General features: G+C 66.3%; 15 protein-coding genes. 11 read left to right on the forward strand and 4 right to left on the reverse strand.

What is annotated here, in order from left to right; all coding sequences use genetic code 11:
- Nucleotides 1–127: 127 nt before the first annotated feature.
- The gene (locus E1284_RS08720; RefSeq protein ID WP_131938503.1) at nucleotides 128–679 is read right to left on the reverse strand and encodes a hypothetical protein; all 552 of its coding nucleotides are present in this window, start codon (nucleotides 677–679) and stop codon (nucleotides 128–130) included.
- Between the two features lie 686 nt (nucleotides 680–1,365).
- Between E1284_RS08720 and E1284_RS08725 the strand changes: the two genes are divergently transcribed.
- The 7 genes from E1284_RS08725 to E1284_RS08755 all read left to right on the forward strand — a co-directional run bounded on the left by E1284_RS08725 (nucleotide 1,366) and on the right by E1284_RS08755 (nucleotide 6,137).
- Nucleotides 1,366–1,623: a hypothetical protein gene (locus tag E1284_RS08725; protein WP_131938504.1), complete on the forward strand. Its 258-nt coding sequence runs from the start codon at nucleotides 1,366–1,368 to the stop codon at nucleotides 1,621–1,623.
- Entirely contained in the window at nucleotides 1,592–2,110 is a 519-nt protein-coding gene (locus tag E1284_RS08730; protein ID WP_131938505.1) for a DUF6879 family protein, read from the forward strand. The genes E1284_RS08725 and E1284_RS08730 overlap by 32 nt, the downstream gene beginning before the upstream one ends.
- Before the next feature lie 9 nt (nucleotides 2,111–2,119).
- Nucleotides 2,120–2,968: a helix-turn-helix domain-containing protein gene (locus E1284_RS08735; protein WP_131938506.1), complete on the forward strand. Its 849-nt coding sequence runs from the start codon at nucleotides 2,120–2,122 to the stop codon at nucleotides 2,966–2,968.
- A gap of 127 nt (nucleotides 2,969–3,095) precedes the next feature.
- Nucleotides 3,096–3,554, forward strand: a complete 459-nt coding sequence (locus tag E1284_RS08740; RefSeq protein WP_131938507.1) for a glycine-rich domain-containing protein — start codon at nucleotides 3,096–3,098, stop codon at nucleotides 3,552–3,554.
- Nucleotides 3,555–3,591: 37 nt separating this feature from the next.
- Nucleotides 3,592–4,428: a phosphotransferase family protein gene (locus tag E1284_RS08745; RefSeq protein WP_165965183.1), complete on the forward strand. Its 837-nt coding sequence runs from the start codon at nucleotides 3,592–3,594 to the stop codon at nucleotides 4,426–4,428.
- A gap of 237 nt (nucleotides 4,429–4,665) precedes the next feature.
- Complete coding sequence (locus E1284_RS08750; protein ID WP_131938509.1) at nucleotides 4,666–5,214, forward strand: GNAT family N-acetyltransferase; 549 nt, start codon at nucleotides 4,666–4,668, stop codon at nucleotides 5,212–5,214.
- 59 nt (nucleotides 5,215–5,273) lie between these two features.
- Nucleotides 5,274–6,137, forward strand: coding sequence for a class I SAM-dependent methyltransferase (locus E1284_RS08755; protein ID WP_131938510.1), 864 nt, complete (start codon nucleotides 5,274–5,276; stop codon nucleotides 6,135–6,137).
- Here the strand turns inward: E1284_RS08755 and E1284_RS08760 are convergent.
- The gene (locus E1284_RS08760) at nucleotides 6,134–7,318 is read right to left on the reverse strand and encodes a hypothetical protein (protein WP_131938511.1); all 1,185 of its coding nucleotides are present in this window, start codon (nucleotides 7,316–7,318) and stop codon (nucleotides 6,134–6,136) included. The genes E1284_RS08755 and E1284_RS08760 overlap by 4 nt on opposite strands.
- Entirely contained in the window at nucleotides 7,315–7,857 is a 543-nt protein-coding gene (locus tag E1284_RS08765; protein WP_243714349.1) for a DUF4365 domain-containing protein, read from the reverse strand. Before E1284_RS08765 ends, E1284_RS08760 begins: the two co-directional genes overlap by 4 nt.
- Before the next feature lie 81 nt (nucleotides 7,858–7,938).
- On the opposite strand from E1284_RS08765, the gene E1284_RS08770 reads away from it, so the two are divergent.
- The 3 genes from E1284_RS08770 to E1284_RS08780 all read left to right on the forward strand — a co-directional run bounded on the left by E1284_RS08770 (nucleotide 7,939) and on the right by E1284_RS08780 (nucleotide 9,641).
- Nucleotides 7,939–8,418, forward strand: coding sequence for an NUDIX domain-containing protein (locus tag E1284_RS08770; RefSeq protein WP_207923643.1), 480 nt, complete (start codon nucleotides 7,939–7,941; stop codon nucleotides 8,416–8,418).
- A gap of 316 nt (nucleotides 8,419–8,734) precedes the next feature.
- A complete protein-coding gene (locus E1284_RS08775; RefSeq protein WP_131938512.1) occupies nucleotides 8,735–9,070 on the forward strand; it encodes a hypothetical protein in 336 nt (111 codons plus the stop codon).
- Nucleotides 9,060–9,641 (forward strand): carboxymuconolactone decarboxylase family protein, encoded by a 582-nt coding sequence (locus tag E1284_RS08780; RefSeq protein ID WP_131938513.1) that lies wholly within the window; start codon nucleotides 9,060–9,062, stop codon nucleotides 9,639–9,641. The genes E1284_RS08775 and E1284_RS08780 overlap by 11 nt, the downstream gene beginning before the upstream one ends.
- Here the strand turns inward: E1284_RS08780 and E1284_RS08785 are convergent.
- Nucleotides 9,632–10,060: a hypothetical protein gene (locus E1284_RS08785; RefSeq protein WP_131938514.1), complete on the reverse strand. Its 429-nt coding sequence runs from the start codon at nucleotides 10,058–10,060 to the stop codon at nucleotides 9,632–9,634. The two genes, E1284_RS08780 and E1284_RS08785, sit on opposite strands and share 10 nt — an antisense overlap.
- A 142-nt stretch (nucleotides 10,061–10,202) precedes the next feature.
- On the opposite strand from E1284_RS08785, the gene E1284_RS42405 reads away from it, so the two are divergent.
- Nucleotides 10,203–11,828: a serine/threonine-protein kinase gene (locus E1284_RS42405; protein ID WP_207923644.1), complete on the forward strand. Its 1,626-nt coding sequence runs from the start codon at nucleotides 10,203–10,205 to the stop codon at nucleotides 11,826–11,828.
- Nucleotides 11,829–11,906 lie beyond the last annotated feature (78 nt).

An 11,906-nucleotide genomic window follows, 5' to 3' on the forward strand; every position in this document is an offset into this window, starting at 1 on the left:
CTTCACGTGAAAAGTGCTTTCGGACTGGTGCGGACAGGACTCTCGACAAGCCCTATCCTCCCAGCTCGGGAGCACTTTTCTTGTCTAAACGGTCACTCTCGACCCGCCGCCCGGTGAAAGCCCGAGGTTAGCGCTGGTTAGACGTTTCCTTTGCGGCGTCGAACGCCGTCTCGCGACCACGCTGACGGGACCTTTGGTGGACGGCGAGGTCGCGGGCCAGGTGTGCGCGGCGCAGGCCGTGCGAGCGCAGGTAGCGGACGTCCTCGGCCGTGTCGTACATGAGTTGGACGTGGAAGTAGTTCACGTACTCCAGCACCGCGAACAGCCCGAAGCCCAGCCCCGGCCAGCTGCCCGCCCCCGGAACGGCGATCACCCACCCGACGAGAGCCAACACCCCGACCGCGAGAAGCAGAGCAATGGCGATGCGGGCGACCACGAAGACCCTTGCGCCCGGCAAGGACGCGCCAGGACCGGAAATCTGCCGGAGCTTGGCCAACCAATACCCGGCCCCCACCACGAGCAGGGCCGCGAACAGTGCGAAACCCACCACGTTCGCCGCCGTCATCGGCAACCCGACAACACCGAACCAGACCGCGGCCTGCAACGGCACGTTGAACAACTCCAGCCCAGCGAGCGACCGCAGCCGCCGCCGAACCCAGGCGCGGGAACGATGCTGCATGAGGGGCGATGTTAACCCAGGCGCCAAAGCCGCAGGTAGACGCATCCGCCAAGATCCGAAGTTAACGCGCGTGGCGATTTCGAATCGACGATCGAGGGGGCGGTTGCCGTGCTTGATATGAGCGTGGCTCGCCGGGGACGCGGTGGCGTCCCACGATGCCTGGTCTCACTGGGGCGCAGGCATGGGCGCCCGTCGTCCGACGCCTGCACCAGGCCGCGCGTCGTAATGCGCTTGCCTGTTCAGGCGTGACAGGCGTAACTGCGGGTCGCCGTGCCTGTGCGAGACTGCTGTCAGGCGACCTTGATCGAGCGTCGACGCCCACGGTGATGTCAACGTCGCCGTCTTCGATCTGCGAGACGCGAGCTTGGGGTAAGCCTTGATGTCCTGCCGGCGGCGTCCGCTGCTCGTCGTCCAGCCACCTTGTCCCTCACGGCCCGCTACTCAGCGCAGCAAGCTTCGCTCGGTGGTCGCCTCGTCCCCGGCCACCCAGGAAGATCTCGGTCTGGTCTTGGGCGAAGACGAGAATCATGCGGACCGAGCACCGGTCTTGGAGGTGACTCTCCCGTCCCATTGTGGTGAGCGCTTCGCTGCGTCGTCTGCCGGACGCTTGACCGCTGGAGGCCGCGAAGCGGAGGATCAGTTCAGTTGCATGCAAGCCGATGCATGCGCGGGTGCCGTAGGTCAGTATGGCTCTGGAGTTCTACGGCAAGGACGACACCAGCAAGAACCAGGGCTCGCCCGCCATCTTCCTGGACCGTGCGAGGGGCGAACTCGTCATCCAGGGGTGGACGGAGATTGATGCGGCCGTGCTGGCTGAGATCTCGTCCTACAGCCGTACGGCTGAGAACGAGTCTTCGGTACGTGTTCCCGCGCGTATGAAGCCGATGATATTGAAGGCATTGGAGGCGCTCGATGGGGACGCCGCTGACCAACGAGAGGTTTGAAGACCTTCTCGCCGCAGCGACCGATTCCGCCGTTCACCTGGAGTTGCGTGACGTCTACATGGCGGACGCTTCTTTCGGGAAGTGGCTCGAAAGTGGAACCGTGTCCACAGATTCCAATGATGAGTGGTGGATTTCAACCATTGGCAAGGCGGTTGCAAGAGGGGTTGATGTCCAGCGGGCGCGGATTGTTACTGAGCCGCTCTCTGATTACAGTCGGTGGCTATGGGAATGTACGGCTCCGGTCAATTTGATGGCGGGAGAGCAGGTGCGGTGGCTGCCTCGCCAACGGACCGCCGGCCTTGTGACGCCGCCGACCGATTTTTGGGTATTTGATTCCGCCGTTCTCGTGTGGAACCATTTCTCTGGTGACGGTGAGTGGGCTGGTAATGAAGTGACCCGCGATCGATCTCTGGTCACATTGTGCTCCACTGCTTTCGCGGCGGTGTGGGAGCGAGCGATCGACCACAGTGAGTATCGGCCCTCCTGACGTCCATCCATGTCAACCCACCCTTCATCGTCTGTCCAGCAGGCCCGCGAGGCTCTGGCCGCTCGGCTGCGGGAGATCCGCCTGGATTCCGGTCTGTCGGCCCGTGCGGTGGCGGCCGCATGCGGCTGGCATGAGTCCAAGTGCAGCCGAATGCAGAGTGGTAAACAGGCCGTGGCGGATGCGGACATCAAGGCATGGTGCGCGGCGTGCGGGGTAGATGAGCGGGTTGTGGCGGAACTCGTGTCCATCAACCGCCAACTCGATTCCGCATACGTGGAGTGGCGGCGTACGCAGCGTGGTGGCTTGAAGCGGTTGCAGGATGCCGTGATGCCGTTGTGGGAACAGACTGCAAATTTCCGGATCTACGAGCCTGGCGTCGTGCCGGGCTTTTTGCAGACCGAGGGCTATGCAAGTGCGCTTCTTGCTCGAATAGCCGACTTCTTTGCACTTCCGGATGCCGGAGAGGAGGCGGCGAAGGCCAGGGTCGAGCGGCAGCGACTGCTTTATGACGGCGGCCACCGGTTCGCGGTCGTCATTGAGGAGTCGGTCCTACGTACGAGTCTCGGAGACATTGATGTGATGGCCGGGCAGTTGGGTCATCTGCTCGACATCATGACTTTGCCGTCCGTGGCACTCGGGATTATTCCGTTCTCTGTTCTCCGTGACATGTGGCCGGTCGAAGGATTCTGGATACTGGACGAGGAGCAGGTTGTGATCGAGACCGTATCCGCCAAGATCACGGTACGGCAGGCCGGTGAACTCGACCTGTACCGGAGGACCTTCTCCGAGCTCTCCTCGATGGCGGTGCACGGCCGGGCCGCCCGCAGTTTGATCACGGCGGCGATCGCGGCTCTCTAAGGTCGTGCGCAAGCTCACGCAAGCCACTGGCGTGGTCGGTGATGGGCTTTCTAGCGTTCTCGTTGTGGAGTTTCGCAGGTGGGATGGCTGCAGACCGCCGCCCGCCGCTCAAGACGAGGAGCAGTCCATGTCCGTAACGGCAGCGCATCCATTCCCAGTCTTCACTGACCCGAGGACGCTGATCAGCACCGATCTCTTCGACCGGCTGGTTGCCCGGATCGTCCACGAACGGCACGTCACCACCGATGAGGCCGAGCGCGTCCTGACGCAGGCGTTGGCGTTCCTGACGGCCTGTGCTCTCAACCCCGGCGCCGGGCTGGCCCCCTCGAAGGCCGTGGACGTGGGATGGCACGCCTTCGTCCTCTACACCAGCGAGTACGCCGAATTCTGCCACCGCGTCGCGGGTCGGTTCATCCACCACACGCCCGACGACCAGGGTGACAACCACACCCGAGGGGCCGGCATCCGGGCTACCGTGGCCGCCATGGAGCAGGCTGGGTTGCCCGTCGACCCAGTCCTCTGGGAAACGGCCGGTGACTGCAGCCAGTGCTATCAGGGCTGCCACGACTCCCCGAAGGCGATATAGCGTGAGGAAACGGCGGTGGGAGGACCTCCCCGGTGAGGTGCTGGCAGCCGTGGAGACCCGTTGGGGGACGGTGCTCAAGGCTGAGGCCGCGGAGCGGGGCAGCATGCCGGGGGTGGCGGCGAAGCTTCGTGTGGAAAGCGGCAGCATCTTCCTCAAGGGCGTTCCAGCCGACGATCCCGCCGCTCGCCTCTACCGGCGCGAGCGAGCGGCGAACCTTGCCCTCGCCCCGTCCGTCCCGGCCCCTCGAATGCTGTGGTGCGCCGACATCGGCGGTTGGCACCTGCTGGTGTTCGAGTACATCGATGGCGCGCGAAGCGCCGACCTGTCACCCGGGTCTCCGGACCTGCCAGGCGTGATCGACACCCTGGTGCGGCTCGGAACGGCGGGCGACATGCTGCCGTGCGTGACGGTGAACCTGGATTTGCTTCATAGGGTCGCAGCTGAGTTGTTGGGGATGAAGCCGCAGGAGTCGTGGTGGCGGATGTATGCCGAGGCGCTCGAAGGACTGTCGGCGGAGTCGCTGAAAGGGGAGACGCTGCTGCACTACGACTTGCACAGCGGGAACCTCCTCGCCGCAGTCGATGACGTCCACGTCATCGACTGGGCCTTCGCGTGCCGGGGGGAGGCGTGGATTGATGCCGCGCTGCTCGTCCCTCGGCTGGTCGAGGCAGGGCACAGCCCCGCGCAAGCCGAAGCGCTCGTTGCAGCACACCCCGCTTGGAACGCGGCTCCGGCCGATGCGGTCACCGGCCTCGGTGCGCTGTGGACGATGTTCCGCGAATACAAAGCCATGCACGGGCAAGAGGGCATACGCGCCTCCCGGGCCAGTGCAGCGCAAGCGGGCCGAGCCTGGATCACCCACCGGACAAGGTGACGGAGCCCCCACCGCCATGGCCGCCGAGTGCGATGGCCCTGAGCGCCGTCGCCCTGCGTCTTGCGGAGTTCTTCGGGGTGGTGGGCGGTGACGTAGGCGTCGAGCACGGCCCGGGCCTGGGTCCGGCGCCGCCCGGGGGCGGCCAGTCCAGGGGTGCGGCATGTGCTTCGGTGTTGATGCCCTGCCGTCGACGTCCAATGCTCTTCGTCTGGCCTCTTTTGTCTCTAACGTTGGCTCATGCGCAAGACGCCGTCGCGGGTCGAACTGCGCCCGCTCACACGCTCCGACCAAGACGAGTTCTGCTCGCTCGTGCGGGCCAGCACCGAACTGCACCGGCCGTGGATGCGGCTGCCCGCGACCGCGGAGGAGTTCCAGGCTTGGATGCGCCGCTTCGACGACGGCACCAACCAGGGCTTTCTGCTGCGCATCCGGGAAACCGGCGCAGCCGCCGGCATGGTCAACATCAACTCGATCATCCGGGGCCGCTACCAGGGGGCGTCCCTCGGTTATGCGGCCTTCGCACCGTCCGCCGGCCAGGGCTACATGACCGAAGGGCTCGCCGCCGCCCTACAGCACGCCTTCACTGAACTGCGACTACACCGACTGGAGGCCAACATCCAGCCGGCGAACAATGCCTCCTTGGCACTGGTCCAGCGGCTCGGCTTCCGCTACGAAGGGCTTTCGCCCGCCTACCTCTATATCGATGGAAAGTGGCAGGACCACGAGCGCTGGGCCATCACAGCACCGGCACCTTGGACACCCGATCCGACCCTCCCCGAGGTCTGAGCCGCATGGCGCCGCGAGGCTTGGCAGTCAGTAACCCGGGACGTGATCAAAGGAGCGCGATGCGAGACGTGGCTAACGAGCCAAGCACCGGCGGCTATGACGCTGAACTGCGGCGATACAACGAGGTGCTGCGCCGAGCGGTCGCCGTCCAGCCGCACCACCACGTCCTCGACATCGGCTGCGGTGCCGGACAGACCACCCGCGACGCCGCGCGAGCGGCCCGTGAGGGAAGCGCGTTGGGGGTGGACGTCTCGGCGCCCGCGATCGCCCGCGCCCGCGAACTGGCCCGCGCGGAAGGACTCAACAATGCGACCTTCGAATTGGCCGACGCACAAGTTCACCGCTTCCCACCAGAGCGCTTCGACCTGGCGATGAGCAGATTCGGCACGATGTTCTTCGACGACCCCGTGACCGCCTTCGCCAACATCGGACGAGCACTGCGCCCAGGCGGTCGCCTCGTGATGCTGGTCTGGCAGGCTCCAGAGCACAACGAATGGGACGTCGCCATCCGCCGAGCCCTGACAGAACCGGAAGCACCACTGGCACCCGATTCTGCGGGACCGGATGCGTTTTCGCTTTCCGATCCGTCGACCGTCCGCGAGATCTTGAAAACCGCCGGCTTCACGGACATCGCCATCACCGACGTCCGCGAACCGGTCTACTACGGCCCGAGCGTGGACGCCGCGCTCGAATGGGTCCGAGGCTTCACCTGCACCAACGAAGCCCTGAAACGTCTAGACTCCGCCGCCGCGACTGCCGCGACCGGACGGCTACACGACATGCTCGCCGCGCACCTGACAGACGACGGCATCTGCTTCGACTCCCGCGCCCGGACAGTAACTGCCTACCACCCCAGACCGGAACAGAACCGCGTTCACTTAGATGGGCGGCCATACTGCATCCTGCTTACGGGGCAAACCTAGGATTCGTCCTCAAGACCCGGGATGATGGCAAACGAGGTCAGCCTTCGAAGAGACCGCCTGGTACCTCTGATGTCCAGGTCTCCAGTGGCAGTGACTTGTAGTCCATTTGCGTGCGCTCTTAAAGCTTCATTGTAGTCGAGTTCCGCGAGTTCGATTCTGTATCTACGGGCTTCGCCGGAATCGTCGGCCACTCCCTGAATGACCGCCTCTCCACGTCCGAAGCCACCTTCCCGGAACAGTCGGACCACTAGGCCGGTGACCGTAACTCCTGCTCTAGGTTGTTTGGTTCGCAGGTAGTCGGCGGCTTCGCCGAGGATTCGCTGCTGCCCTGGGGTGACCCGAAGGACTGCCGGCTCCGCGGTTCCGCCGGTCAATGGCGACTTGGCGAACCGTATTTGATAGATATCGTGGTCCGGCCCGCCCAGCGAACTCAGTGCCGCCAGTTCCGTGGCGTTGGGGGCATGCGGGGCGAACTCACCGAACGAAGAGATCGGCCGGTCGCCTTCGCTGACCTCCTCCGCCAGCTGCTGGGCCTTTCGAGTCGTCGCCAGCATCCGGTTCGTCACCTTACGCCCGAAGGGTTGCGGTGGAACGTTCACCAATGCGTCCTGGCCAGGAAGAGTTGAGTCATCCGACTCCTCCGCATAGATGTCCGACAGCGGCAGGGCCAGCGACAGTATGAAGCTCCCTGGCTGAGTGGACAGCCTTGCTTGGGACGCGTAGGCCTCCGCCCGCTGCGGCCGCCTCGGAGGAAGGACCAGCGAATCGTAGTCCAACGAAGCCGCGGAGCCCACGACGAAGTTCTTGAGAGCGGAAATTGCGGAATAGGCCAGCAGTAGTGGCGCCTCGCCCGCCGGAGCGTCAGGTGTCAGGCGGACGGCCACGTTGTCCGCACCGCCGAAGTTGATGTCGTCCGCGATCTCTTCGGGGAGTCGCCGCTCAACGTAGGAGAGCGCCCTGAGCGCGTCATCGACCCGGTCTCCGTAATCGCGAACGCGCTGGGTCGTCGGCAGTACAACGCGGATTTTGTCGAAACGTTCACCGCGTTGCAGGCGCCACATGCTGGTCTGTTCGTCGGAGTCTTCGACGATCCAGCCGGAACTGGTTAGGTAATTCGTGAATGCGGCGAGAGGTGGGGCATTCGTGGCACCCTCCTCCCTGGCGGAGTTCGCGCGCTTCACGGCTGCTCCCAAATATTGATGGAAGGAACCGGGGTCGATCGCCGAACCCCGTGCGTTTTGAGCATTCTGCACAACCCCGACTGGTCGAGGGTATTTGCGGCGGGAACGCGTATTGCCTGGCTTGTCCTGTTACTGGAAGGCTCCATGCCCTCGAGTGAGACCCATGCGCCCCGGCCGCAAAGGAGCGTTCCTTCGCTGTGAAGGCGCACCTTCTCGCCTTCCCGAGGAACGCCGATTACCGCGAGAACCCTACCAATGGCGTGGTCGGTGCGCCTGAGTGCTTCGTACGTCTCAAGGTCCAGGTCATAGCTGTAGTCGCCGGATGCAAGCTGGCGCAGCTCGATAGTGGTCTTCACCTGGACGTTCACCGTCGGATAGTACGTCCCCAGTTCGGTCCCTGGATACACGAGCTGCACGTCCGCCTTCTGGAGGTCCACAGTGGTCGGCCGACCATGGAGGAGGTCACATCCGGCGGCGACCGCCTCTAGCCAGGCTTCGCCGAAGTCACCCTGCAGGGTGTTCTGGTCCTCGTCCCGCACGAAGTGATTGTGTCGCATCCGCTGGCGGAATGTGGTGTGTTGCGTACTCTCGGTTGCAGAGTGCCGGGCTATGCTCACGCGGTGAGTGTGGGATCCGGCGTGGATGTCTGGCAGTTGCAGGCAGACGCCGACCGTGACGGTGTCGCCAAGCTTGTCGTTGGAGCCGTCGTTCACATCAGTGGCCGCGTGCTCATCCTGCGTCGTTCGATCAATGACGCGTTCATGTCCGGTATCGAGGAGTTGCCCTCTGGCGGGGTCGAGCCGGGCGAGGACCTGCTTGCCGCGCTGAGACGGGAACTTGCCGAAGAGATCGGCTGGACGGGACCGCTCGTCCTGGATCCCGGCTTCGTCGCCCACTTCGACTACGTCTCCGGGTCCGGTCGTAAGGCCCGCCAGTACACCTTCGGCTTGGCTCACGACGGCAGCCCCATCGTGCTGAGCACCGAACACACCGGCTACCGGTGGCTCGATCCGCATGGGGTGGCCGACTCCGACGTCACTGCCGAGACCGCTCGGACGATCCGTGAGTGGGCCGAAGCTCGTACTGGTAAGCGCCGCTGATGGTGATCCTGCCTGGCGGCTCTTCACCCGGGAGCGGGCGGCGAACCGTGTGCTGGTGCCGACCGTTCCGGCTCCCCGGATGCTCTGGTCCACCGACGCCGGGGGTGGAGCCTGCAGGTATTCGAGTTCGTCGAGGGTGCGCGGAGTGTCGATCTGTCGCCGCGGTCTGCGGATCTGCCTGGCGTGCTCGATGCCCTTTCGCGGCTTGGTGGATCCGGCGGCACGTTGCCTGTTCTGCGGGTGTGTCGTGTTCGGGGGTGTGGCAATCGTCTTGTTGGTTAGGACGATTGTCGATTGTGGAGGGGACGAGGGTGCCATGTCGGACACGGACAGGAAGCGAGTCGCGCACCGGGCGCTGGTTGATCGGGTGCTGCGGGGGGACGGACGGGCCTCTGTGGAGCAGCGGGGGCTTGCCTTTCGGAACGAGGGGCTCTCGCCGCCGCTGGACATGCTCGTCGGCAAGGTCGTCGACAGGCCCTCGGAGGTGAGTGAGGCGGATCTGGCGCTGGTGACGGCGGCGGGGTACAGCGAGGACCAGGTCTTCGAGCTGGTGGTGTGCGCTGCGGTGGGGCAGTCCGACCGGTTGTACGCGGCCGGGCTGTCCGCCCTGGCCGAGGCGACGGCGGGGGAGGGGCCGGATCATGCGTCTTGACATCCTCAATCGCGGTTACAGCCCGAAGACCAAGGTGTTGTTCGGGGTCGTCCGGCTGTTCTCCGGGCGTCCGCTGCCGGACGCCGCCAAGCTGGTCTTCTACCGGCCCGACTTCTACGGTGACCGGGCCAAGGAGTTCACCCAGGAGGCGATGCGCGGGCCGTCCGAATGGTCGGTGGGCGACCGGGAGTTGATGGCCGCCTACGTGTCCGAGGTGAACGGCACCGCGTTCTGCATCGGCGCGCACAGCGCGTGCGCGAGGCTGGCGTATCAGGACGAGTCGCGCGTCGCGGCGGTGCTGGCCGATCTGGACGCGGCGCCCATCGAGGAGCCGCTGCGGGCGACCCTGCGGATGCTCGGCAAGCTGACCCGGGACGGGACGGTCGGCGCTGACGACATGCGGAAAGTGCTGGCTGCGGGGGCTTCACCGAAGCAGGTGCAGGACGCGCTGGCGGTCTGTGCCGCCTTCAACATCACCGACCGGCTCGCCGACGCCTTCGGTTTCGAAGTGCTCGATCGGGACGGTTTCGACGCCGGGGCCAAGTACCTGCTCAAGCGCGGTTACCGGTAGTCGATGACCCGCTCAAAGCGGGGTAGGCCAGCGCCGGGCTTCTGGCCCGCCTGGGCCTGGCGGATCCGGTCGACGAACTTCTCCGCGGTCTGTGAGAGCGTCACCCCGTAGCCGCCGCGTTCCACGAGGACGGTCGCGACCACCGTGCCGACCTTCGCCGTGAGGTAGGCGCCGGTCAGGCCGCCGGCGTTGCGCCGGTAGGCGAGGCTGTCATCGCCGAGCTTCGGCATCTCGATCGGCGTGTACCCCGAGTACTTCGCCTTCCCCCGGCGAAATGCTCGCGGGCGTCGGCCGCGTTGCCGAAGGTCGTCATCGAGAAGGCACACGGTGGCGCCGGAATTCAGGCGGTACTTGATGCGCCCGAACCGTTTCCCCTTGCACTGCTGCTCGCTGGAGCGCCTGCTCTGCGCGCTCGCCATCTCCTCACCGAGATCGGCGAAGGATATTGGGGGCGTCCCCGAGTCCATGGAGAAGGGGCACTGGATCCACGCGGCAGACATCCGCCCGCCCTTTATGGAAAAGTTCGAGTCTGATCACCAGTCGGTGCGGGAGGGCGTGCGGGTGTCGAGCGAGAAACTGAAACCGCTGCGGGCGGGCGACCCGCGAAAGGTCGGCGAGTACCGGCTGCTGGCGCGGCTCGGTGCGGGCGGGATGGGCCAGGTCTATCTGGGCCGGTCGAAGGGCGGACGGCCGGTCGCGGTCAAGGTGATCCACCCGCATCTCGCCGAGGACCCGGAGTTCCGGCGGCGGTTCGAGCAGGAGGTCGCGGCGGCCCGGCGGGTCGAGGGCATCCACACCGTGCACGTGGTGGACGCCGACACCGGCGCCGATCCGCCCTGGCTCGTGACCGAGTACGTCGCCGGTCCGTCGTTGCAGGAGGCCGTCACCGCGCACGGTGCGTTCTCCGAGAAGGCGGTCGCCGGGCTCGGGGCGGGGCTCGCCGAAGGGCTGATGGCGATCCACGAGCGCAACGTCGTCCACCGGGATCTCAAGCCCGGCAACGTGCTGCTCGCCCAGGACGGCCCCCGCATCATCGACTTCGGCATCGCCCGGGCGCTGGACGCGACGTCGCAGACCACCCGTACCAGCGTGGCCGGTACGCCCGGGTTCATGTCGCCCGAGCAGCTCCGGGGTCGCGAGATCGGGCCGCCGAGCGACGTGTTCTGCCTGGCTGCCGTGCTGGCCTTCGCCGCCACCGGCCGGCGGCCGTTCGGGGACGGCCCGATCGAGGCCCTCGGCTACCGCGTCGTCAACGAGGACCCCGGCCTGACCGGCGTGCCCGAGCCGCTGCTCCCGCTGATCAGGGCGGGGCTGGCGAAAGATCCGGCCGACCGTCCCGGTCCCGGGGAGTTCCTCGACCGCTGCGCCGCGCTCGTGCGGGACGGGGACCCAGTGCTGCCGGAGGCTGTCACCACGATGATCGCCACGCGCGTGGCGGAGACCGACGTGCTGGCGCCCCTGACGGTCGACGCACCGCGGATCCCGTCGCTCGGACGGCCGAAGCCCCCGCTGATCGCGGCCGCCGCTGCGGTGGTGGGCGTCCTCCTGATCGCCTTCGCCGTCTGGGCCGTCGGGTCCGACGGGGAGGAACCGACCGCGCCCGCCGCCGCGGCCACGACCGCCAGGTCGTCCCCCACTCCTCCGGCGACGCCCACCGCCCAGGCGTCCGAGACCGCGAGCGCGTCCGACAGCGCTTCCGCCGCCCCCGACCCCGTCCGCAAGGTGTTCGAGAAGATCTCGGTCGGCGACTGCCTGAACGCCCACTACGACGAGTCCGGCGAGTGGAACAAGCGCACGCCGCGCGCGGTCGGCTGCGGCCGCTCGGACGCCTACCTGAAGGTCTACAGGGTGGCCGACGAAACCTCCGGCTGTAGGAACGGGAGCCCCGGCGACCTGGACGGCGAACTGTGGTGGAGCCACGGCGAGGAAGGGAACGAGATCGTCCTCTGCGTGCGGCGGCAGTTTCGTCCGGGCGAGTGCCTCCTGGCCACCGAGGGTGCAGAGGAGGACACGGTCTCTGTCAGCAACGGTGACCTGATGACCGTGTGGCCGTGCGGGGATCCCTCTCCGGGCGGGTACGACTTCGTGCTCCGGATCACCGCGTTCACCAGCGGCGCCTGCCCGTCCGGTGGCAGGAGGGTCTCCTGGGACCTCGGCAGCCGGACCCTCTGCACCCGCATCGTCTGACCGCCCCGCCACCGCGCATGTGATCAAAGGGCCGCATTGCCCTGCCATGATGCGCTGGTTTGCTCGGCAATGCCGGAT

This window comes from Actinomadura bangladeshensis (assembly GCF_004348335.1).
GTDB classification, from domain to species: domain Bacteria; phylum Actinomycetota; class Actinomycetes; order Streptosporangiales; family Streptosporangiaceae; genus Spirillospora; species Spirillospora bangladeshensis.